Origin of the sequence: Streptosporangium jomthongense (assembly GCF_042650425.1) — a bacterium.
Lineage (GTDB): Bacteria > Actinomycetota > Actinomycetes > Streptosporangiales > Streptosporangiaceae > Streptosporangium.
In genome coordinates this window covers 94,316-117,160 of sequence record NZ_JBHSBC010000003.1, presented here as the reverse complement: position 1 = coordinate 117,160, position 22,845 = coordinate 94,316, and the positions used below count along the sequence as shown (strand labels likewise).

Annotated in this window: 19 protein-coding genes; 3 read left to right on the top strand and 16 right to left on the bottom strand. The window is 70.4% G+C overall.

The genetic code is table 11. From position 1 onward, the window contains the following. Window positions 1–27: 27 nt before the first annotated feature. Window positions 28–783 carry a CoA transferase subunit A gene (locus ACFOYY_RS05015; protein WP_352014546.1) on the bottom strand — a complete coding sequence of 252 codons (756 nt, stop codon included), beginning with the start codon at window positions 781–783 and terminating at the stop codon, window positions 28–30. After that, entirely contained in the window at window positions 780–1,508 is a 729-nt protein-coding gene (locus ACFOYY_RS05010; RefSeq protein WP_362779907.1) for a GntR family transcriptional regulator, read from the bottom strand. The genes ACFOYY_RS05015 and ACFOYY_RS05010 overlap by 4 nt, the downstream gene beginning before the upstream one ends. A gap of 155 nt (window positions 1,509–1,663) precedes the next feature. On the opposite strand from ACFOYY_RS05010, the gene ACFOYY_RS05005 reads away from it, so the two are divergent. Beyond that, the gene (locus tag ACFOYY_RS05005; RefSeq protein WP_362915003.1) at window positions 1,664–2,419 is read left to right on the top strand and encodes a GntR family transcriptional regulator; all 756 of its coding nucleotides are present in this window, start codon (window positions 1,664–1,666) and stop codon (window positions 2,417–2,419) included. A 125-nt stretch (window positions 2,420–2,544) separates the two neighbouring features. On the opposite strand, the gene ACFOYY_RS05000 is transcribed toward ACFOYY_RS05005, so the two are convergent. The 10 genes from ACFOYY_RS05000 to ACFOYY_RS04955 form a co-directional block, all read right to left on the bottom strand. Beyond that, the gene (locus tag ACFOYY_RS05000) at window positions 2,545–3,987 is read right to left on the bottom strand and encodes an aldehyde dehydrogenase family protein (RefSeq protein WP_352015721.1); all 1,443 of its coding nucleotides are present in this window, start codon (window positions 3,985–3,987) and stop codon (window positions 2,545–2,547) included. A 20-nt stretch (window positions 3,988–4,007) separates the two neighbouring features. Next, window positions 4,008–5,072 (bottom strand): LLM class F420-dependent oxidoreductase, encoded by a 1,065-nt coding sequence (locus tag ACFOYY_RS04995; RefSeq protein ID WP_352015720.1) that lies wholly within the window; start codon window positions 5,070–5,072, stop codon window positions 4,008–4,010. Between the two features lie 63 nt (window positions 5,073–5,135). Continuing rightward, a complete protein-coding gene (locus ACFOYY_RS04990; protein WP_362779914.1) occupies window positions 5,136–5,900 on the bottom strand; it encodes an enoyl-CoA hydratase/isomerase family protein in 765 nt (254 codons plus the stop codon). 36 nt (window positions 5,901–5,936) lie between these two features. Next, window positions 5,937–6,914 (bottom strand): alpha/beta fold hydrolase, encoded by a 978-nt coding sequence (locus ACFOYY_RS04985; protein WP_386188218.1) that lies wholly within the window; start codon window positions 6,912–6,914, stop codon window positions 5,937–5,939. Window positions 6,915–7,009: 95 nt separating this feature from the next. Then, window positions 7,010–7,945 carry a phosphotriesterase family protein gene (locus tag ACFOYY_RS04980; RefSeq protein ID WP_352015717.1) on the bottom strand — a complete coding sequence of 312 codons (936 nt, stop codon included), beginning with the start codon at window positions 7,943–7,945 and terminating at the stop codon, window positions 7,010–7,012. Continuing rightward, window positions 7,930–8,799 (bottom strand): MaoC/PaaZ C-terminal domain-containing protein, encoded by an 870-nt coding sequence (locus ACFOYY_RS04975; RefSeq protein ID WP_352015716.1) that lies wholly within the window; start codon window positions 8,797–8,799, stop codon window positions 7,930–7,932. The genes ACFOYY_RS04980 and ACFOYY_RS04975 overlap by 16 nt, the downstream gene beginning before the upstream one ends. A gap of 3 nt (window positions 8,800–8,802) precedes the next feature. Next, window positions 8,803–9,588 (bottom strand): citryl-CoA lyase, encoded by a 786-nt coding sequence (locus ACFOYY_RS04970; protein WP_386188216.1) that lies wholly within the window; start codon window positions 9,586–9,588, stop codon window positions 8,803–8,805. 64 nt (window positions 9,589–9,652) lie between these two features. After that, entirely contained in the window at window positions 9,653–10,591 is a 939-nt protein-coding gene (locus ACFOYY_RS04965; protein WP_362779922.1) for an SDR family NAD(P)-dependent oxidoreductase, read from the bottom strand. 1 nt (window position 10,592) lies between these two features. Then, window positions 10,593–12,098 (bottom strand): FAD-dependent tricarballylate dehydrogenase TcuA, encoded by a 1,506-nt coding sequence (gene tcuA, locus ACFOYY_RS04960; protein ID WP_352015713.1) that lies wholly within the window; start codon window positions 12,096–12,098, stop codon window positions 10,593–10,595. A gap of 241 nt (window positions 12,099–12,339) precedes the next feature. Further along, window positions 12,340–13,584 (bottom strand): MFS transporter, encoded by a 1,245-nt coding sequence (locus ACFOYY_RS04955; RefSeq protein WP_386188213.1) that lies wholly within the window; start codon window positions 13,582–13,584, stop codon window positions 12,340–12,342. 82 nt (window positions 13,585–13,666) lie between these two features. Between ACFOYY_RS04955 and ACFOYY_RS04950 the strand changes: the two genes are divergently transcribed. Continuing rightward, window positions 13,667–14,275, top strand: a complete 609-nt coding sequence (locus ACFOYY_RS04950) for a CGNR zinc finger domain-containing protein (RefSeq protein WP_386188211.1) — start codon at window positions 13,667–13,669, stop codon at window positions 14,273–14,275. Here the strand turns inward: ACFOYY_RS04950 and ACFOYY_RS04945 are convergent. The 4 genes from ACFOYY_RS04945 to ACFOYY_RS04930 all read right to left on the bottom strand — a co-directional run bounded on the left by ACFOYY_RS04945 (window position 14,256) and on the right by ACFOYY_RS04930 (window position 18,924). Beyond that, on the bottom strand, window positions 14,256–15,800 hold the full coding sequence (locus ACFOYY_RS04945) for a GMC family oxidoreductase (RefSeq protein WP_386188209.1): 1,545 nt from the start codon (window positions 15,798–15,800) through the stop codon (window positions 14,256–14,258). The two genes, ACFOYY_RS04950 and ACFOYY_RS04945, sit on opposite strands and share 20 nt — an antisense overlap. A gap of 13 nt (window positions 15,801–15,813) precedes the next feature. Then, entirely contained in the window at window positions 15,814–16,308 is a 495-nt protein-coding gene (locus tag ACFOYY_RS04940) for a flavin reductase family protein (protein ID WP_352015709.1), read from the bottom strand. A 282-nt stretch (window positions 16,309–16,590) separates the two neighbouring features. Continuing rightward, window positions 16,591–17,664: a zinc-dependent alcohol dehydrogenase gene (locus ACFOYY_RS04935; protein WP_386188206.1), complete on the bottom strand. Its 1,074-nt coding sequence runs from the start codon at window positions 17,662–17,664 to the stop codon at window positions 16,591–16,593. A gap of 27 nt (window positions 17,665–17,691) precedes the next feature. After that, window positions 17,692–18,924, bottom strand: coding sequence for an acyl-CoA dehydrogenase family protein (locus ACFOYY_RS04930; RefSeq protein ID WP_386188203.1), 1,233 nt, complete (start codon window positions 18,922–18,924; stop codon window positions 17,692–17,694). A gap of 172 nt (window positions 18,925–19,096) precedes the next feature. On the opposite strand from ACFOYY_RS04930, the gene ACFOYY_RS04925 reads away from it, so the two are divergent. Then, entirely contained in the window at window positions 19,097–22,750 is a 3,654-nt protein-coding gene (locus tag ACFOYY_RS04925) for an nSTAND1 domain-containing NTPase (protein WP_386188200.1), read from the top strand. Window positions 22,751–22,845 lie beyond the last annotated feature (95 nt).

Genomic DNA, 22,845 nt, shown 5'->3' with positions numbered 1-22,845 from the left:
CGGTCCTGGAACTCGCTGGACCGCTGGTCACCTCACCATGAGGCGCCTGTCACTCAGGACGATCCGGTCCACGTACGGACTGGGGGTGACGATGTGCTGCGGGTCCAGGTAGTCGACGACCTCCTCGACCTCCACGATCGTCACGTTGCCGCTGCCGGCCACGACGGGGTTCGTCGTCCTGGCGCCGTGCCGGTAGACGAGGTTGCCGAACCGGTCGGCCTGGTAGGCGGAGATGATGGCGAAATCGGGGCGCAGCGCCGTCTCAAGGACGTGCGGCACGCCGTCGAAGTGACGGATGTCCTTGCCCGCGCCGATCTTCGTGCCCGCGCCGACCGGGGTGTAGACGCCGCCGAGACCCGCGCGCCCGCAGCGCAGCCGTTCGCACAGGCTGCCCTGCCCGATCAGCTCGATCTCCACCTCGCCCCGGCGGACACCCGCCTCCAACGGCCCGTCGAAGTTCGGGTTGTTGAGCGAGGAGAAGGTGGTGATCGCCTTGCGCACCTGGCCGAGCTCGGCGAGGTACCCGACGGGGTAGACGCCGTCCTCAGGCTCCGGGATGTACGGCTGGCCGCCGCCGGGGACCCCGTACGACTGCGCGCCGGCGCGACCGCGGCCTGACTCACACGCGATGATCGTCAGGTCGCGCAGGCCGCGCTCGGCGATCGCCTTGATCAGGGTGCTCGGGACACCGGGCACTCCGACGAAACCGCCGAAAGCGATCATCGAACCGCTTTCGATGTCGGCGACGGCCTCGGCCGCCGACTCCACGACCTTGTTGATCATCTGGCACCTTCCGTGCGTTTCGACAACTTTGAGTAGGCGGTGGGCGCCGGGTCGCCGTTCGGCTGCTCCGACACCACGAGAAGGCGCACCCGTGCGGTGGCGTCCAGCATGTGGTCCCGCATGGCGACGTAGGCGGCGTCGGGATCACCGGCCTCGATCGCCTCCGCGATGGAACGGTGCTGAGCCGCGGACTCGGTGAGCCTGCCCGGCTGGCTGAGGTTGCGGAACCGCAGCAGGCGCACCCGCCCGTCGAGCACCGCGAACGAGTCTCGCAACCCGTCACTCCTGGCCATCGTGAGCAGTGCCTCACGGCGTTCCTCCAGCGCCCGCACGTATTCCTGGACGTCGTTGGAGTGAGCCAGCCGTTCGAGCTCGTCGAAGGTCCCGCGGAACGCGGCACGTTGTTCCCGGGTGCCGCGTACGGCGGCCCACGCGGCCATCATGGGTTCCAGCGCGGTCTTGATCTGGTAGACGTCGGTGATCTCCTGCGGGCTGATCTCCCGGACGAAGACGCCGACGCGCGGGGTGATGGTGACCAGACCCTCCACGCTCAACTGCTGCAGAGCGTCACGCACCGGCGTCCGGGACACACCGAACCGCTCAGCGAGTTCGTCGGTCGAGATCCGGTCGCCGGAGGTCATCGTGCCGTTGTGGATCAGCGCGCGGATCTCTTCGATGACGACGTCCTTCGCCGAAAGAACACGGAGTCTCAGGGAAGTGCGCACAAGCTCAAGTGTGAGCGCTGATGTACTACATGTCAAGGATCAGCATCTCAGATGCGCCCGACGACACCGCCCGATCGCCACTGGCCGCCCCTTCCGGGCGGCTACGATTACCTCAGGGGGTTCGCACATCAGCGCTAATGGAGTAGGTGAAATCGTTGGATTCACAGGTCCGGATTCTCTCGGCCAAGGACGTGGTCGCCGAGGAGATCCGCGCGCTGATCTACAACGGCACGATTGCCTCCGGTGAGCGGATCTCGACCGACGATCTCGCCGAGCGGTTCGGTGTGTCCCGGACGCCGGTGCGTGACGCTCTGCAGCAGTTGAGCGTGGAGGGTCTGGTCACCATCACCCCGCGCGTCGGCGTCTTCGTCCGGGAGATCAGCCCGCAGGAGATCACCGACGTCTACCAGATCAAGACCGCGCTGGAACCCATGATGGCCGCGTGGGCCGCCGTACGCGGCACCGTGGAACAGCGCAACGCCCTGCTGCTCTCGGTCGCCGATCTGGAACGGGCCGCCGAGGCCGAGGACGTCCCCGCGTACGTCCGCATGATCGAGGAGCGGCACGAGAAGATGCTGGCGATGGCCGGCAGCGGCGGGTTACGCGACGCCCTGGGCGTTCTCGACGGGCGCGTGCGCCTGCTGCGGTTCCGCAACCTCAGCCAGCCCGGCAGCCTCGCCGAGTCCGTCGCGGGACACCGCGCGGTCGCCGAGGCGATCGCCGCCGGCGACCCGCAGGCCGCGTACAACGCGATGCAGGCCCACAAGACACGTTCCACCGAGAAGGTCGAGGCGCTGATGCCGGCGACCGACAGCGACACACCGTCGATCACCCAGCTGGCGGCGGGCAGGCGCGGGACGTCCCGGTCCACGCGCGGGCCCAGGAAGCGCCCGTCCGCGACCTCGATATAGGCCGTGTAGGCCGTGTAGGCCAACGTCAGGCCGGGTGGGGCCCCCGATGTCCCTCGCTCACCAGGGGACGCCCACCCGAGATCACCGGCCCCGCCCGCCGTACGCGTCACGAGCGGTGGCCGTGCCTACCCACCGCTCGCGCTCCTGCCGATCCTGACCGAGACGAACTTCGACTGGGTGTAGTGCCGCAGTGCCTCCACACCCTTCTCCCGGCCGTGGCCGCTGTTCTTGTGGCCGCCGAACGGGCCCTCGATCAGCCCGGCCGTCCACTCGTTGACGTAGACCTGTCCCACCTGCAGGGCGGCCGCGACGCGGTGGGCCCGGCCGAGGTCCGCCGTCCAGAGGCCCGCCGCGAGACCGTAGTCGGAGTCGTTGGCCTTAGCGACGGCGTCGGCCTCGTCGTCGAACGGGATGACCACCAGGACCGGGCCGAAGATCTCCTCGCGGGCGATCCGCATCTCGTTCGTCACCCCGGTGTAGATCGTCGGTTCGATCAGCCACCCGTCGCCGGTGGCCCGCCCGCCGGTGACCAGCGTGGCGCCCTCCTCGCGCGCGACGTCGAAATAGGACAGCACCTTCTCGAACTGGTCCTTCGTCGTCTGCGAGCCGTAGTCCTCGCCCGGTTTCACCGCCCGCACCCGTTCGGCCAGCCGCGCCACGAACTCGTCGTGGATCTCGCGGGCCAGCAGCAGACGGGTGCCGTTCGAGCAGACCTGCCCGGCGTTCCCGACGAACGCCCTCGACGCGCCGGCGACGGCGGCGTCGAGGTCGGCGTCGGCGAACACGATGTTCGGCGACTTCCCGCCCAGTTCGAGCGTGACAGGGATGATCTTCTCGGCGGCGGTCCGGCCGACGATGCGACCGGCGCGCACCGAACCCGTGAACGCGACCTTCCGGACATGCGGATGCTCGACGATCGCGCTGCCCACGACGTCGCCCATGCCGGTCACCACGTTGAGCACCCCCGGCGGCAGCCCGGCCTCGGCGGCGATCCTCCCGAGCTCCAGCGTGGTCGACGACGTGAACTCCGACGGCTTGCAGACCACGGCGTTGCCGACCGCCAGCGCGGGCGCCACCGCCCTGGCCGCCTGGTTGAGCGGGACGTTCCACGGGGTGATGACCCCGACCACGCCGAACGGCTCGTGCCGCGTGTATCCGTGGTAGCCGTCGCCGAGATCGATGATCTCCCCCGTCGGCACGTTGACCAGGCCCGCGTAGAACTCGAAGAACGCCGCCGCGCCCCTGATCTCGACGTCCGCCTGCCGCAGCGGCTTGCCGGTCTCGGCGGCCTCCAGCTCGGCGAGCCGCTGCCGCTCACGCCGCAGCCCCGCCGCGATGGCCATCAGGACCCGGCCGCGGCGGATCGGCTTCTCCGCCGCCCACTTGGCGAAGGCGGCGTTCGCGGCGGCCACCGCCCGGTCGGCGTCCTCCCGGACACCCAACGGGATCTCGCACACGACCTCGTCCGTGCCGGGCCTGGTCGACGTGAGCCGCTCCCCGCCCGCCGACGGCGTCGGTTCGCCGTTGATCCAGTGCTCGTACCTCATCACCATTTGCGAATTCCTCACCGACCGAACGGTCATACGAATCAGGCGGGCTGCCCCTGCGCGGCGCCCGTGGTTGTACGGAACACCTCGGCCAGCTTGAGCAGGTCGTCGACGCGCGCCCTGGCGATCAGGCTCGTCGCGACGCATCTGTTCCACTTCGTCTCCAGGTCGGCCCGGATCTTCTCCGGCGTCCCGACCAGCGCGACCGCCTCGACCATCTCGGTCGGCACCGCGGCCACCATGCCCTCACGGTCCCGTTCGACGAACTTGGCCCGGATCTCCCGGCAGGGCTCCTCGAACCCGAGCCGCGCGATGGCGTTGAGGTGGAAGTTCATGTTCTCCGCCCCGTTCGCCCCGACCTGGTAGGCGATGAACGGGCGGATCCGGTCGGCGGCCGACTCCAGGTCCGGGCCGAACGCCACCGAGACCGCGGGTGCGATCTCGAAGTTCTCCGGCCGGCCACCGGGCCTGCGGGCGAAGCCCAGCTCCAGCCGCTCCCGGTACCACTCGTCCGCGATGGGCGAGAAGTTCGTCGGCAGCCAGCCGTCGGCGATCTCGGCCGCCAGCGAGATGTTCATCGGCCCCTCGGCGCCCAGGCAGATCGGGATGTCCGTACGGCCGCCGCGCAGCGTGGACCGGATCGGGCGGCCGAGTCCCGATCCTCCCTCAGCGGGAAGCCGGTACGTCTTGCCCTCGTACGCGACGCGCTCCCCGGCGATGGTCGCGCGCATGATCGCGACGTACTCCCGGGTCCAGCCCAGCGGGCGTTCGAAGGGCATGCCGTACCACCCCTCGACGACCTGCGGCCCGGAGAGCCCGAGCCCGATCACGGCCCGCCCTTCGGACAGCTGGTCGAGGCTCATCGCGGCCATCGCCATCCCCGTCGGGGGGCGCGCCGCCATCTGGGCGATGTCGGTGCCGAGCCGCATCGTGCGCGTGTGCGAGCCCCACCAGGCCAGCGGCGTGAAACAGTCGGCGCCGAACGCCTCATAGGACCACGCCGACTCGTAGCCCGCGTCCTCGATCATCCGCACCGTCGCGGCGACGTCCCCCGGGTGCTCCGGGTCGGCCAGCCCGCCGATGGCGCATCCCAACCTTTCGATCATCGTGCATTCCTTTCGTCACCGGCCTCGTCACCGGCCCTGTCATCGGCTTCGTGATTGGCCCTGTCATCGGCCCCGGAAGTTCGCCCGCCGGCCCTCCCGCGCCGCGGCCAGCCCTTCGAGCCGGTCCGCGCTCGTGAGGAGCCGCTCGTACAGCTCGGCCTCCAGCGCGACCCCGCTGTCGATCTCCAACTGGGTGGACAGGTCGATGGCGCGCTTGGCCTGCGCGACCGCCAGCGGTGCCGCCGCGCTGATCTCGGCGGCGAGCGCGCCGACCGTGGTCTCAAGGTCGGCGGCGGGCACCGCGTGGTTCACCAGCCCCCACTGCCTGGCCTCGGCGCCGGTGAACCGGCGGCCGGTGAAGATCAGCTCCTTCGCCCTGGGGATGCCCACGAGCCGCGGGAGCAACTGCGTGCCGCCGCCCGCGGGCATGCTGCCGAGGGTCGTCTCGACGAGCCCCATGACGGCGTCCTCGGCGGCGACCACGAGGTCACAGCTGAGCGCCAGCTCAAGGCCACCGCCCAGCGCGTAGCCGTGCACCTGCGCGATCACAGGTCGCGAGCAGTGGTACATCGCCGAGAACACCCGGGGGACGAGCCTGCGCCTGCGCCGCAGGTCGTCGTCCGTCATCTTGGCGCGTTCCGTCCGGTCCGCGCCGACGCTGAAGGCCCTGCCCCGCCCTCGCACCACGACGCACCGGATGTCCGCCCCATCCTCGATCTTCGCGAAGACCGCGAGCAGGCACCGGTACGTCGGCGTGTCGACCGCGTTGAGCACGTCGGGCCGGTCCAGCGTCACGGTCGCGACGTGACCCTCGATTCTCAGGTCCACGGGCTCCTCGGCCCCGATGCCTGCCGCTTCCATGGTCTACCGCCGGTGCTTACCGATGAACGACAGCACCGTCTTGTTGAACTCGCGGTAGGACTCCCAGTGCGGGGCGTGCCCCGCCTCACTGAAGATCGCCACCTCGGCGTTCCTGACGTGGCCCGCCATCTCGCGCAGACGCGCCGGCGGGAGGTACAGGTCGCAGTCGCCGGTGAGCAGGAGCGTCGGCGTCCTGATCGACTCGATCGCCGGCCACGTCAGCGTGTTCTGCGGGGGCTGCTGCACGGTCGTGACCGGCAGCTTCGTGTGCTCGATCCACGTCGTCATCGCCTGCGGCCGCGCGGCCCGGTAGGACGGGCCGAGCTCGCGGAACGTCTCGGGCAGTCCGAACCAGCCCTCCGGCAGGATCGCCGTGGTGACCTCGTTCCACGACGGCTCCTGGATCCCTCCCAGCGTCGCGCCCACCGTGCAGCTCAGCAGCCGGTCCGGGACCGACAGGCCGGCGTCGAACGCCACGAACGCGCCCGCGGCCAGGCCGACCAGGTGGAACCTTCCGACGCCGAGCGCGTCCATCAGGGCCGTCAGGTCCCCGACCATCGTGCCGGGCCGCTCCGCGGGGCCGGCCTCAGAGCCGTGGTATCCCCGCCGCGAGTAGCTGATCACCCGGTAGCCCGCGGCGGCGAACGCGGCCTGCTGGTAGCCCCACGAGCCGCCGTTGCCGGTGTGCGGGTGCATGAGCACCACGGTCTGGCCCCTGCCCGGACCCCTGCCTCCGGCGCCGGTGTCCCAGACCGCCAGCCGCACGTCGGGGATCTGTACCTGCTTCATGCCGGTCATCGCGGGCACCGGGTCCCACGACGTCTGCGCGGGCAGCACCTTCTCTCGCCCGCCCGGCTTCGAGCCGCGGGCCCTCTCCTCCGCCGCGAAGGCGGCCGACGGGGCGAGCGCGACGACGCCCGCCCCCGCCACCCCGGCGAGCAGGAGGCGTCGATCGATCGTCCGACCGGTCCTGTCGTTCATGGCATCCTCACACTTTCTCGGAACGTGACAGAACAGGCGCCAATGCATCCGGCAGGGTCGTCCCCGAACGTTCGAGCCGGGAGAAAAGGCGTTCCTCAGTTGCCGTCGGGACGGTGCCCGGCGAGCAGTTGCAGCGGGTTCTCACTGAAGATCGTCTCCACGACGTCCTCGGGAACCCCGGCCGCGATCAGGTCGGGGCCGACCTGCCGCAGCACGTACGAATAACCCGGCCCACCACGGCGTTCGCGCATGCCCAGTACGCAGACGTCGTGGGAGAGCAGCAGGCTCTTTGCCCATCCGCGGCGGATCAGCTCCACCGCGTTCGCGATCCGCTGCTCCTGGAGCAGCGCGTCACCCGGGCCGTTGCCGTCGTACATCACCATCGCGCCGCGCTCGGCCAGCCGCTCGTGGTAGTCGACGTCCGGATATGTGTCACAGTGGCCGACCGCGACCCGGCTCAGGTCGCAGCCCTCGTCCTCAAGCACGTCGAGCTGCCAGGCGCCGACCTCGCTCTTGACCGCGTGCAGGATCAGCCCGAGCCCGGTCTCCTGCTGGGCTCGGGCGGCCGCGCGCAGCACCCGCTCCTCGACCCCGGAAACCCACTCACGGTCGGCGCCGATCTCGCCGATCACGCCCGGCCGTACGCCGCCCTCGCCCTCGAAGATGTCGATCAGCAGGCGGTCGGTCAGCTCGGCCGTGCTCAGCTTGTTCATGTCCTCTTCGTAGTAGGGCTCCCGGTACCACCCGCAGCCCATGACGATGTGCACGTCGGCACGTTCGGACACCGACCGGAGCACGGCGGGCTTACGGCCGAGCCCGCCGCTGGTGGCCTCGACGACGGATCCGCCGCCGAGTTCCTTGAAGACCTTCAGGTCCCGGACCGCCTCGTCCGGGTCGTTCAACGCGGCGAGACCCATCTGCCGTGTCACGCGGAACAGGTCGCACGCCACGTGCTCGTGCGGCAGGACGCGCCCGAGCTCGGACACCGGGACCGGTCCGCGTACCGTCTGCACCGTCAGTCGCTCAGCCACTGCCCATCCTCTCCTTCGTTTCTCTCGATCACCGCGCGGCCGACGGTGCTGACCCCGCCGTCAGCGGAGACGCCGTACAGCGTGAGGTGACGCGAGGGCCCGTCCCCGTCGCCGTCGTCCGCCCTGGCGAGCACGCGAAACGGCGCGCCGACCCGGTCCATCCCTCGGTAGGAGGCGCTCAGCTCCCGCACGAACGTCCCGTGTCCGCCCCACTGCACGGCGGCACGCGCCAGGTAGGCGAGCTTGAGCAGGCCATGGGTGATCGTCCCCGGCAGACCCCTCGCCCGCGCGAACGCGTGGTCGTAGTGCACCTCGTAGAAGTCGTCGGTGGCCGCGGCGTACCGCACGACCTCGCGGCTGCTCGGGGTGACCTCGATGACCGGTACGGCGTCGGCGGGCGGCTCCGTGCGGTGCCCGGAACCGCCGCGACCCTGCCGGGCGCCCGTGCGGATCGTCGTCGTGGACGTGCGCGCGACCACGTCGTGCGTCATGCGGCGCCGGTACGTCGTCGCGAGCTGGTAGAACGTCAGGTCGCTGTCGCGGCCCGGCTTCGTGGTGACCGACTCGATCACCGTGCGCCGCTCCAGGATCTCCCCCGGCGTCACGGGCGCCTCCCACCGGCACCAGTTGCCGGCGTTGAGCCTGACCGGCGCGTCCGGGACGCCCATGGCGTCCGGGTCGGTCCGATGGGCCACCAGGAACGTCGGGGGCAGCAACGCCAGGCAGGGCACGTTTCCGTCCGCGTACGGCGGGCCGTACAGGCCTGTGATCTCCTGGAGCACCCGCGCCCGCCACTCGTCGCAGACGAAGATCTCCCACCCCGGTTCCGGCTGTGGCTCCACGGCCTCCGACACCGCTCACACCTCCGGTTCGATGCGGCTCGCGGTCCGCAGCGCGGCGCGCACCGCGGGGGCGAGGGGCGATTCGAGCTCCTCGCCGATGTGCGCGACCAGGCCCGCCGTACGGCTCATCAGGGCGAAACCGCGGTGCAGTCGCCAGGGCACACCCACTTCAAGCAGCAGCGCGGCGGCGGCGCCCGTCGCGTTGAGCGGCAGTGCCTTGCCGGTGAGCGCGGCGGCCCGCTCGACGACGAGCTCAAGGTGCTCGACGTGCCGCGCCGCGACCTTCTGGTCCCGCGCGACGTCGAGCAGCTTCCCGGCGCGCGGGTCGCCGTCGCGGTGCAGGCTGTGCCCGAGGCCGGGAATCCGCCCACCCGCGTCCACGATGGCGCGCAGCCGCGTCTCCACCGCGTCACGGGCCGCGGCGCCGCCGGCGACGTCGTCGGCGATGTCCGTGAGCAGGCGCCCGCAGCCCTCCATCGAACCGAGCAGCACGCTTCCCGCGCCGAGCAGACCGGCCGCGACGGCACCCTGGATCGCCTCGGGAGCCGACCAGAACGTCAGCCGGGCGGCGAGCGCGCTGGGCGTCAGGCCGTGGTCGAGCAGGCTCACCAGCACCGCGTCGACCACCTTGGTCTCGGCGGGGGTCGGCCTGCGGCCGGTCACCGCGAGCAGCGCGACCTCGGTGTAGGTCAGCTCGCCGATCAGGTCGTCGACGAGATCCAGCCCGCGCACCCGCACGTGGTGCTCGTCCGCCGCTCCCACGGCGGTGCCGATCTCCAGCCGCACACTGCGCCCGCTCACCGCGACGTCTCCTCGGCGCGCGTGGCGGCTGGATCGTGCGGGGAGCTCACTGTCGGCCGAGCGTTCATGTTCCGTCTCCCACTTCGAGGATGTCCGTGGTCTGGGGGTCGGACGCGGCCGGCGTCGGCAGCCCGAGCGCCGCGAACCGGCGCAGCGGCGTGACTCCGAGCCGCTGCCGGACCGCGCCGGTCACGTCGGAGTAGGTGAACTCGTCGGCCAGGCGCACGCTCTCCTGCTCCTGGGGAGGCTCCCACCGGGCGAGTTTGCGACCGGCCGCGGTGAAGGTCTGCCCGGTGATGTGGCGGTTGGCCGGGTCGAGCAGCGCGCGTACGAGCTCGGCGACCAGCTCGGGGCCCTGCCGCTCGGCGCCGGGCCTGCTGGCCTGCATCCGGTCGGTCAGTCGTGAGGTCATGCGCGTCGCCGCGGAGGGGACGACGCAGTTGACGTTGACGCCGTAGCGTCCCATCGCCAGCGCCGTGCTCTGGGCGAGGCCCACGATGCCCGCCTTGGCCGCCGCGTAGTTGGCCTGCGCCGGGCTGCCCTCCAGCCCCGCCGCCGAACTCAGCAGCGCGATGCTTCCGCCGCGCTGGCGGCGCATCTGCTCCGTGGCGAAGCGCACGCAGTTGAACGTGCCCTTGAGGTGGACGGAGACGACCGAGTCCCACTCGTCCTCCGTCATGTTGAAGATCATGCGTTCGCGCAGGATGCCGTGGCAGGTGACAAGGCCGTCGAGCGAGCCGAACTCCTCGACCGCGCGCCTGACCAGGTCTGCCGCCGCGTCGAAGGAGACGACGTCGTGCTGGTGGGCCAGGGCGCGACCGCCCCGGGCCCGGATCACCTCGGCCACGGACTCCGCCACCTGCCCGTCCGGGTCGTGGCCGTCGACGGACACCCCCAGGTCGCTGACGACGACGCCGTAGCCCGCGGCGGCGAGGCACTTGGCCACCTCGGCTCCGATGCCCCCGCCCGCACCGGTGACGATCACTCCGCCCGGTACGGCCACCTCACACGCTCGCTGAGGACGTGGCGGAGCGGTCGAGCGCGCCCGAGGCCGCCGATCCTGCGATCCGCCCGAACACCGAGCCCGCCGTGAGCCCGCTGCCCCCCGGGTAGTTGAAGTAGAAGATCCCGCCGACGATCTCCCCGCAGGCGTACAGCCCGGGAATGGGCTCGCCGGTGACGTCGATCACGCGCGCCGACGTGTCGATCCTCAGGCCGCCGAAGGTGAACGTGATTCCGCACGTCACCGCGTAGGCCTCGTACGGCGGCGAATCGAGGGTGTTGGCCCAGTTCGACTTCGGCACCGCCAGCCCGGAGGTGCCCCGCCCGTCCTTGACGTTGGGGTTGAAGGGGACCGACTGGTCGACCGCCGCGTTGTACTCGCCGACCGTCCGCAGGAACCGCTCCTCGTCGATGCCGTCCATCCGCCGGACGAGCTCCTCCAGGGTCGGCGCCACGATCTTCGTGACCTGCCGGATCCGGTACTCGTCACGCAGCAGGTGGTTCACCTTGCTGTCGAAGACCTGCCAGGCGATCTGCCCCGGCTGCCGCAGGACCTCCTGGCCGTACTTCGCGTAGGTGTAGTTCCGGAAGTCCGCGCCCTCGTCGACGAACCGCTCGCCGCGGCTGTTGACGATGATCCCGAAGGGGTAGCTGTGCTTCTGGAACCCGTCGCCGACCACGCGGTCGCCGAACGCGGGCGCGTTGCTGTCCCAGCCGACCGCGTGGCAGCCCGACCAGTTGCCCCACGACATGGCGCCGATGTCCATCGCCATGCGGTGTCCGTCGCCCACGTCGAACTGGGTGCCGCGGACCTTGGCGAACTCCCACCCCGGCCCCAGGTAGCGGGTGCGCCACTCCGCGTTGGCCTGGAATCCGCCGCAGGCCAGCACGACGGCGTCGGCGGAGATCGTCCGGATCTCCCCGCCCGCCCGGACCACGACGCCGGTCACCTTGCCGCCGTCCTCGGTGAGGCCGATGGCGCGGTGGCCGTAGAACACCTTGCCGCCCGCCGACTCGAACGCGTCGAACAGCGAGTCGACGAGCCCGGGACCGCCTCCGTTGGCCTCCAGCGTCAGGCCGCCCCAGAAGGTGAACTTCCCGTCCACCTGGAACGCCTGCCTGCCGTAGATCGGCAGGAACCGCACTCCCTTGTCGCGCATCCACTTCAACGTGTCGAAGCTGCGTGTCACGAGCAGTTCGACCAGGTCGGGGTCGCAGCGGTACTGCGTGACCCGGGCCATGTCGTCGAAGAACTGCTCCTTCGAGTAGCTGCCGAAGTCGGTCTTCGCGAGCTGCTCCTCCGACAGGTCGGGGACGAGCTGGACGATCTCCTCCCTGCCGTCGTAGGCGAAGCGCATGGCCCCCGCGGTGAATCCGGAGTTCCCACCACGCTCGGACTCCGGGGCGGCTTCGAGCAGTGTCACCTCGGCCCCACCCTCAAGGGCGGCCAACGCGCTACACAAGCCGGCGTTACCGCCGCCGATGACAACAACTCGACTCTGACCCATGCCTACCCCTCTCCTTGCATGTGCAACGTAAACTCTAATATATCAGATGTCAACGCTCCAGCAAGGAGGCCAGGGTGGGTCCCAGGACGCCGCCCACCCGGCGGCGGGCGGGACCCCCTACCCGCCCAGATCGCAAAAGGCCCAGGTCATCGACCTGGGCCTTGCTTGTTTCCCGCTCCGCACGCTCGGACTCGACCGGTTCCCCGCCGACGTCACCCGCGTCCGTTCACCGGCGGAACGGTCAACGGGTGGCGGCATCCGCCTGCGGTGCGGGCTCGGGTGCGACAACGGCGCGGGCGCGGCCGGCGAAGAGGCTGCGGGCCAGCGCGAGTACGGCGAGCACGGCCACCAGCAGGCAGACGCCGCCCCAGCCGAGGGCGGAGTAGGCGCGGATCCCGAGCCAGGAGCCGATGCTGCCGCCGAGAAAGGCGCAGGTCATGTAAGCGGTGTTGAGGCGGCTGCGGACCTCGGGGCGCAGGGCGAAGATGCGCGCCTGGTTGGCGACCTGGCCGGACTGCATGGCCACGTCGAGCAGCAGCATGCCGACCGTGACGCCGACCAGCCCGGCGGGACCGCCAAGACCGCCCAGGGTCAGCAAGGCGGCGGCCGCGATGACGCCCACCATGCAGACCAGATTGACCGGGTTGGGCCCGTGACGGTCGACCAGCCGCCCGGCGATCGGGGTTGAGAACATGCTGGCGGCCCCGACCAGGGCGATCAGCCCGACCGCGGAGGCGCCGAGGTGGTAGGGCCCGGTGATCAGCAGGGCCAGGCTGGTCCAGGCCGCGGTGAAGCCCGCGAAGATCAGCGCCTGGTAGAGACACGAGCGGCGCAGGTCCGGCTCGGTGCGCATCAGACGCAGCGCGGTGCCGATCAGGGCGGGGTAGCGCTCGCGTGACGACGGGGTCGTGGTGGGTACGGCGAACGCCAGGATCACCGCGAGCAGGATGACGACCGCGGCGGCGACCAGGTAGGGGGCGCGCCAGCCGAGCCACTGGCCGAGGCCGCCGCCGAAGGTCCGGGCCAGCAGGATGCCGCCGATGAGCCCGCTCAGCAGCGTGCCGGTCACCGCGCCACGTCGTTGCTCGGGGACCAGCCCGGCCGTCATCGGGATGATGATCTGCGGGACGACCGTCGCGGCACCGATCAGGACGCTCGCGGCCACCAGGACCGGCAGCGTGGTGGCGAGACCGGCGACCAGTGAACCGAGCCCGGCGATGGACAGCAGCGTGACGATCAGTTTCCGGTGCATCAGCCGGTCGCCCAGGGGGACCAGCAGGAAGATGCCGGCCGCGTAGCCGAACTGCGCGGCGGTCACGACCGTGGCGGCCGTGTCGGGAGACACGTTCAGGTCGGCGGCGACGAGGGGGCTGATGGCCTGTGGAAAGTAGATGTTCGCGACGCCGACACCGCAGGACAGGGCGAGCAGGAGGATCATCCTGCGCCCCGGCGCGGCGGCCCCTGACCGGGGCATGTCGATGGGCATGAAGGTCCTCTCTGACCTAGAACCAGTTTGACCGGTTCCAAAAACGGTACCAGTTAAACCGGTTCGCAAGTAGGGTTGATTCATGACGCCAGCGCCGAGCTTCCGATCCGGATCAGGCCGGTTGTGCCTGGACTTCATCCGTACGCTGCGGCATCGCGGTACGGCCCGGCCCGAGGAGGAACTGCCGGACTCGGCGGCGCTGGCTGCGTGGGTGGGCCGGTTCGGCCCCTGGGAGTCGGTGCCCGAGGCCGCGGCGGTGGGTCACGACGCCCAGGCGAGACAGCTGCGGGAGGCGATCCACACGCTGGTCGCGGCGGCGCGTGAACCGGTGGAGGGCGGTACGGCCCGCGCCGCGGCCCTCACCGCGGCCCTCTCCACGGCCGGGGACACCGTGAACCGGATCGCCGCGCTCCCGGTCCCGGCGCCCCAGCTCGACGGCTCGGGCCGGTTGCGATGGCTGGCCGCCGCCCCGGTCCCCGCGGTCCTCGCGCTCATCGCCAGGGACGCCGTGGACCTGGTCACCGGCCCCTCCATCGACCGTGTCCACGAGTGCGCCGACCCCGACTGCCACGCCCTGTTCCTCGACTCCTCACGGCCCGGCACCCGCCGCTGGTGCTCGATGAACACGTGCGGCAACAAGGCCAAGAAGCAGACGCTGCGGGGCCGGAGCGTCAGCCGTCCTGAAGGATGAGCTCACTCGCGCGTTCGGCCAGCATGGTGACCGGGGCGTGGGTGTGCGCCCGTACGATGCCGGGCATCGCCGAGGCGTCCACCACACGCAGGCCGGAGGCGCCTCGCACGCGGAAGCCCGGGTCCACGACCGACAGCGGATCGGCCCCCATCCGGCAGGTGCTCACCAGGTGGTGGATGCTCAGCCCGGTCCGCCGGATGTACGCGGCGATGTCCGCGTCGTCGGTGGCCAGCGCGCCCGGGGTCAGCGGCTCTCCGCGCCAGCGCGCGTAGTCCGGCCTGTCGAGGATCCGGTGGGCCTGGCGCACGCCCGCGATGGCCGTCCGCAGGTCCGTGTCGCCCGGGTCGGACAGGTAGCGGGGGTCGACGACCGGCGCGTCGTGCGGGTCGGCCGAGCGCAGCTCGACGCTTCCCCGGCTGGCGGGACGCAGCACGATGACACCCAGCGCCAGGCCGTCCCCGGCGGCCGACTCGTGCTCGCCGAAGGGGGTCGTCAGGTGGACGATCTCGACGTCCGGGGCCGTCAGCTCGGGGCGGGTGCGCAGGAAGAGCAGTGCCTCGGAGATGATCGAGTTCAGGGATCCGGTCCGCTCCTTGAGGTAGAGCCGCATGTCCTCCAGGTCCGCGGCGGCGCCGGGAGACTCGAACCCGCGAGCGGCGAAGGCGAGGGGAACCACCAGGTGGTCGGTCAGGTCGCGGCCGACTCCGGGGGCGTCCACCCGTACCGGGATGCCGTGCGCGGCCAGCTGCCCGGCCGGGCCGATCCCCGACAGCATGAGCAGGTGCGGGCTCCCCACCGCTCCGGCGGCGAGGATCACCTCGCGGCCGGCGCCGATCTGGAGAATCCCGTTCTCCGTCTCCACCTCGACGCCGGTCGCCCGGGTCCCGTCCATGAGCACCCTGCGCACCAGGCCGCCGGTGACCAGGGTGAGGTTCGGACGCTCGCCCGGCTCGCGGAGATAGCCGTCCGCCGAGCTCCAGCGGAGGCCGTCCCGGTGGGTGGCGCGGGCGAGGATGTACCCGTCCTGCCTCTCGGCGGCCGGCTGGTACCCGAGCTGGGCGCAGGCGCTGAGGAAGTCGGCGGTCGGGGGGACGGGATGACGCATCCCCGCCAGCCGAATCCTCTCCTCGGCCCGATCGAAGTACGGCAGCAGGTCCGTGTGCGCCCATCCGTCGAGCCCGGCCGCCGCCCAGCCGTCGTAGTCCGCCGGGTGGCCACGGGTCCACAGTTGCGCGTTGATCACGGAGGAACCGCCAAGGGCCTTACCACGGGGAATGGGAATGGTACGACCGTCCAGCCCGGTCTGCGGCACCGTGGTGAAACCCCAGTCGAGCGCGCTGCCGAACATTCTGGGGAACAGCACGGGGACCTGGATCTCGGGGTGCTCTTCGGGCCTGGGGCCTCCGGCCTCCACGAGCACCACGCTGATGCGCGGGTCGGCACTCAGCCGGTGCGCGAGGACACACCCCGCGGAACCGGCTCCGACGATCACGTAGTCGGCGGTTTGCACGATGTCGTTCTCCACTTCTCTAAGGGCGTCAGGAAAGGGCGGCTGTGGCTTTGAGACGGGTGAAGGTGCGGTCGCAGTACAGCAACGGCATCCGGTGCGGGTCCGTGTGGAGCTCCTCGACCCGGCCGACGAGAATGCTGTGGTCACCGCCGTCGAGGACGGCGTGCATGGAACATGCCAGACGCACCAGCGCGCCGGGCAGCCCCGGCAGGTTCATCTCGTACGGCCGCATGTCACCGGCCGCGAACCGGTCGATCCCGGAGGTGGCGAAACGCTGCGCGACCTCGACGTGCTCGGTCGCCAGGATGTTCACCATGAAGCGGTCGGCGGAGGTGAAGGCGTCGTGCGTGCTGGCGAAGCGGTCCAGGCACAGCAGGACGAGGGGTGGGTCGAGGGATAGGGAGCTGAAGGAGCTACCGGTGAAGCCCCATCGGCGGCCTGCCGCATCGACGGTCGTGGCCACGGTCACCGGGCCGGGGACCCGGGCCATGGCTTGTCGGAACGAAACGGCGTCAACGGACATCGGTGATCTCTTTCTCTGCTGAAAGAAACGGTGCGGGAGGCTCGGCGGACCTGACCCGCCCGGCCGTACCGGTTGACCGGTACGGCCGGAGGTCATCGGCTCAGCGGGTGACGCCGTACCCGGACGCCCGGCGGCGCGGTTCGCTCACGCGCCGCCGGACGCCGGTCACCGTGTGGATCGCCGGCGCGGGCACAGACGTCATCGCCTCCGGCGCGCGGGTGGATCAGGCGGGCCGCGACATCTCGGCGGCCGTGCCGGAGAACTCGCCGGACTCGGCCCGGATCACCAGGCGTCCCCCCGGAAGTCGACCACCGTCTTCAGCCCGGTGGTCGTACGGTAGTTCTCAAGGATCTTGACGAGACCGTCGTAGTCGTCGAACGGGTGGACGGTGGACAGCAGGCGCTTACCGTCGACGATCCCCGAGACCAGCATCTGCATGGCGGCGGTGATGACGTTGGCCGTGTGGTGCATGGGGAAACTGCTGACGTCGAAGGGCGAGGCGCTGATGTTGATGCCCTTGGCCAGCATCAGCCACGTGTCGAAGCTCTGCATCTCCTGGGACGCGCCGTACAGCACGTACCTGCCGCGCGGTTTGAGCTTGCGCATCGCGACCCGCCTCGGGTCCTTCGCCGGATCCGCCACATTGACGGTGGGCAGGCAGTCGAAGACGTAGTCGAAGGTGCTCTCCTGCACTTCCTCGATCAGTTCGTCCGGGAAGTAGGCGCGCTCGGAGAAATGCGCCTCCGCATGGGTGTTGCGGTGCGGATTGGCGTCCACGGAGACCACCGAGTGCGGCGCCAGCAGTTTCTTGATGATGCTTCCTGCGATGATCCCGATGGGCCCGGTACCGAGAATGAGCACCCGGTCGCCGATCCTGGGCGCGTTGGCCAGCACCGAACGCAGAACTCCCGTCGTCGGCTCGATGAAGGAGGCCTGCAGGTCGTCGAGCTCTCCGGGCACTTTGACGGCGGCCGCCCGCCGGTCGTCATAGAAATTACGATCGGCCTCGAAGACATCCGTTTTGATCTCTCCGGAGAATATAGGACGCAGTGTCCGATATTCGGCGAAGCCGTCGTAGTCGGTCTGTCCCCAGTAGACGATGCGGTCGCCGACCTCGATACCCGGGCCGGTGAACTCCGAACCGATCTCCACGACCTCGCCGAGATACTCGTGGCCCAGGACCACCGGATATTCGGAGGGGAACAGGTGGCCTTCGAAGAAGGAGACGTCGGTTGAACAGATCGATACGCATCGCGTCTTCATCAGCAGCCCGTCGGCCGGAACCGTGGGCTTGGGAAGTTCGGCCAGAATCGTCTTACGCGGGGCGAGAAGCTGTACGGCCTTCATGGTCTGCATGACTCTCTCCTCTGTACGTGACCGGCGTTAACGTCGCATCATCAGGGGGCCGCCCAGCAGGTACTGGCCGACCGTCTCGAAATGGGTGTGCGACAGGGTGATGTGTTTGACGGCCGTGTGGACGTCGCGGAAGTAACGCTCCAGCGGGCTTGAGGTGTAGATCGCCGTGGTCCCGGCGAGGCGGAAGGCGGTGTCCACGACGCTCGTGGCGTTCTCCGCGACGGTCGCGGCGGTGAGCCGGATCAGCGCGCTGAGCGCGTCGCCGCCGTCCTCTCCGCAGTTTTCCGCGTGCCACGCGGCGTCGACGAGCGCCAGGCGGGCGGCACGCAGCTGCGCCTCGGCCCGCCCCAGCTTCTCCTGCACGGTGTGACTGCCCGCCAGGGGGTTCGTCGCCGCCGCCGGTGTCTTCCTCGTGGCCAGTGACTTGAACGCCTCAAGGGCGCCCTGCGCGGTTCCCACGGCGGTCGACGCCGAGGTGAACGGCCCGAAGTCGTAGTAGCCGATGGCGTACGCCCGGGACGGCCGGGCGGCCGGCGGCCGGAGCATGTCGGCGACGGCGACGGTGAAGTCCTCCGTGACGAAGGTCTCCTCGATCTCGAAGTGCTCGCTGCCGGTGCCCCGCAGGCCGATGGTGTGCCAGGTGTCGAGCATCCGGCACTCGGATTTGGGGACGAAGAGCATGCGCGTCTCCGGCCCGGTGTCCGTCATGTGGGGGGTACCGTCCTCGCCGGTGACGACCGCCGCGCAGATCAGCCAGTCGGCGTGCGCGGAGCCGCTGGCGAACGCCCAGGTGCCGCTCAGCCGGAACCCGCCGTCGACCGGGACCGCCCGTCCCGACGGGTTGACGCCGCCGACCACAAGCGTGTCGTTCTCCGCGAAGAGCTTGCGGGCGGTCTGCTCGGGCAGGTAGTCCGACAGCCGTCCGATCGCCCCCTGCACGCCCATCTGCCAGGCGACCGACGGGTTGGCGGCCGCCAGACGCTGGATGACGGCCGATCCGGTTCTCAGGCTCACCTGGCCGCCGCCGAAGTCCTTGGACACCCACATGCGGTGGACGCCCGCGGCCCGGAGCGCGTCGATGACGGGCGCGGGAGTCACCCGTTCGTACTCGGCCTGTTCCCGGTGCTCGTCGATCACCGACGCCAGCGCGTCGGCTTTGGCGAGCCAGTGATCGGTCTCCGCGGTGGCCGGTGTTTTGTTCAACAGTCGTTTTGGCTGCTCGTTCACGTATCCCCCGGTCGTGGAAATCAACGCATTCATTTCCTCTTCTTTTCTCTGCCGCCGCCCCGCAGTCGGGGCTTCGCGAGGATCCGGCTCTCGCCGTCCGTCTGCGAACCATTCCTAGCCATAGTTCGTTGTCCGGTATCGAAGGCTGCACACCAGACAACAAGCACCGGACAATGGCTCGGTGACCTGATGGGCGGGGGTGGAGATGCCGCGAGCCGAGCGTCCCTTGGACGACAACGACAGTGCGTTAACGCGTTTCGCTGCTGACCTGCGGCTGTTACGCGCGAAATCGGGGGGACCTCCTTATCGAGAATTGGCGAGCCGGGCTCACTATTCAGCGGCGACGCTGGCCGACGCGGCGGCGGGCCGGAAACTACCGAGCCTCGCCGTGACGATCGCCTATGTACAGGCATGCGGAGGTGACGTGCATGAATGGGAGGACCGATGGAAGACGGTCGCCGCAGAATCGGCCGAAGGGAACACCAAGGCCGAAAGCGATAAGAAGCGGAATCCCTACTTCGGCCTGACTGCTTTTCAAACGGAAGACGCCGATTGGTTCTTCGGCAGGGAGCGGCTCACCGAGGAGCTGATGACCTGCGTGCGCGAACACCGTTTTCTCATGGTGCTCGGCGCATCAGGGGCGGGAAAGTCGTCGTTGTTGCGGGCCGGGTTACTGTCCGCGTTCGGAAAGGAACAGAAAACGGCTTCCTGGCCGACGTTGCTGTTCACGCCCGGACCGCATCCCCTGGACGAATGTGCCGCGCGCCTGGCCACCTTGGGTCATGAATCGGCCGCCACCCTGCGCAAGGAACTGGACGAAACCCCGCGTGCCCTGCATCTGGCCGTGTTGCAGGCGCTGACCGACCGGCCCGCGGACAGCGAACTGCTGGTGGTCGTGGACCAGTTCGAAGAGGTCTTCGCCCTGTGCCGAGACGCCGACGAGCGTGCCCGGTTCATCGAGGCGCTGGTCACCGCCGCCCGGGCGGCCAACAGCCGCGTCCGTGTCGTCCTCGGGGTACGCGCCGACTTCTACGCCCGCTGCGCCGAACACACCGATCTCCTTGCGGCGCTGCGGGAGTCCCACCTGCTGGTCGGGGCGATGAACGTCGAGGAGCTGCGCCGAGCCATCAGCCGGCCCGCGGTGCAGGCGGGCTGTGTGGTCGAAAGCGCGCTGCTGGCCCGCCTCATCGCCGACGCCGCGGGGCAGGCGAACGTCCTGCCGCTGGTTTCGCACGCCCTGCGGGAGACCTGGCGACGCCGTCGCGGCAACGCCCTGACCCTGTCCGGTTACGAGCGGGCCGGCGGCATACATGGGGCGATCACGGCCACCGCCGAACAGCTGTACGCGAACTTGTCGGACGCCCAGGCCCACCAGGCACAGCGGATCCTGCTGCGGCTGATCAACCCGGGTGAGCAGGCGGCAGACACCCGCCGCCCCGCCTCCTACGCCGAGCTGCTTCCCGACACGAGCCCCGACGCCGCCGAGGTGCTGGAACAGCTGGCCGCCACCAGGCTGGTGACCCTGCACGAGGACACCGCCGAACTCGCTCACGAGGCCCTCATCTCCTCCTGGCCGCGCCTGGGCGAATGGATCGATCAGGAACGCGAGCTGTTACGCGTGCAACGGCACCTGACCGAGGCCGCCACCGGCTGGCAGGAACTCGGTGGTGACCCCGGTGCCCTGTACCGGGGAACCCGCCTGAGCGCCGCCCGGCCCCTGCTGGCCCACCCGCAGGACCTCACCTCGCTGGAGAGCGCCTTCCTGCGGGCCTCCGTCGAGGCGGCGGACCAGGCCGAACGCGCCACCGTCCGGCGCAGGAAGCTGGCACGTCTGGCGGTGGCCGCGCTGACCGTCCTGAGCGTCCTGGCCTCGGCCGCCGCCGGGGTGGCCATCACCGCGGCCCGCCAGGCCGACGCCCGCGGCCGGGAGGTCCTGGCCCGGCTCGTCGCCAAGAGCAGCGACGAACTGGCCGCCACCGACCCGGCCCTGGCCGGACTGCTGGCCGCGGCGTCCTGGCACTTCACCCCCACCGCCGAGGCCCGCTACACCATGCTCACCACACTGACCGGCGCCCTGGACGGCGTCCTGAACAACCCGGCCGGGGGCGTCACCACCGTGGCCTTCAGCCCGGACGGCGGCCTGCTGGCCGCCGCGGGCACCGATGGAAGTGTGCAACTGTGGCAGGTCGCCGCTCGTCACCTCGTCGCCACTCTGCCCGCCGGTCCCGCCCGCGACAGCGATGTCCGCACCATGGCCTTCAGCCCGGACGGCCGCCTGCTGGCCACCGCGGGCGCCGGCGAGGACGTACGGCTGTGGGACGTCGCAGGCCGCCGCCTGACCGCGACCCTGTCCACCGGTCACACCACCGCCGTCGCCCTCGTGGTGTTCAGCCCGGACGGCACCAGGCTGAACACCGTCGGCGACAGCGGGAACGTCCAGGTGTGGGATGTCGCCACCCGCCGCCCGGCCGTCACCCTGCCCGCCACTCCCGCCCACGGCGTGACCGGCGTGGCCTTCAGTCCCGACGGCGCCACTTTCGCCACCAGTTACGTCAACGAGACGCACGTGCAAAGCTGGGACCTGGCCACCCGTCGCATGAACGGTCCGTTGTTCGACGGTGACGTCGGCCCCTCCCCTCGGGTGAGGTTCAGCGCCGACGGCGCCACCGTCGCCACTTTCGGCGACAACGCGAACGTGCAGTTGTGGAACGTCGCCACTCACGGGCGGGTCGGCCATCCGCTGCCCACCGGCTACACCAGCGAACTGGCGTTCAGTCCGAACGGCGCCACGCTGGCCATCGTCGGCAAGGGCGAAAAACGCATCCAGTTGTGGGACGCCCACACCCAGAGCTCCATCGGCGTCCCGTTGAGCGGCCACACCGGCCCGATCACGGATATCGCGTTCAGCCCGGACGGCGGCATCCTGGCCAGTTCCAGCGACGACGGGACCATCCGGTTGTGGAACACCTCCGCGCGCCACGAGAACAGTGTCCTTCTGACCGGCCACACGCTCGATGTCACCACCGTGGCCTTCAGCCCGGACAGCCGCCTGCTGGCCAGCGGCGGGAACGACAAGACTTTCCGGCTCTGGGACGTCACGGCACGCCGCCCGATCGGCGTTCCCGTGACCGGCTCCGCCGGCGGCATCGCCACGCTGGCCTTCAGCCCGGACGGCCGCCTGCTGGCCGCCTCCGGCAGCGACACGAGCGTTCACCTCTGGAGCGCCGCCACCCGCCGCCCGATCGGTACCCTCACCCCCAAGGGGAGCCAGGGCGCGGTGAACACGCTGGCCTTCAGCCCGGACGGCACCAAGCTGGCCACCGGGAACTGGTACGGCGCCACCCAGCTGTGGGACGTGACCACCCACCAGCCGATCGGCGCCCCCCTCCTGAGCCACAGCGGCGCGGTGAACACGGTGGCCTTCAGCCCCGACGGCCGCCTGCTGGCCACCGGCAGCTGGTACGGCGTCGTCCAGTTGTGGAACGTGGCCACCCACCAGCCGATCGGTACCTCCCTGATGGGACACGGCAGTTCGGTGAACACGGTGGCCTTCAGTCCCGACGGCACCACCCTGGCCAGCGGTGGAACGGACAGGACCGTCCGCCTGTGGGACGTGGCCACCCGCCACCCGATCGGCGCCCCACTGATGGGACACAACGGCTCAGTGAACACCGTCGCCTTCAGCCCCGATGGCACCACCCTGGCCGGCGGCGGAGAGGACAGAACCATCCGGCTGTGGCAGGAGAGGATACCGGAGGACCCCTCCGCGGAGGTCTGCGCCGTCGTGGGCCGTTCCCTCACCCCGCAGGAATGGCGGCAGTACATCCCCGGACAGCCCTACCAGCAGGTCTGTCCTTAACGCGTTTCCGCACGTCATCGGCCTGAACGGTACGGCGGGGCAGGGATGGCGCCCCGCCGTGCCCGGCTCTCCGTCCCCCACCGCCTGGTGGCGCA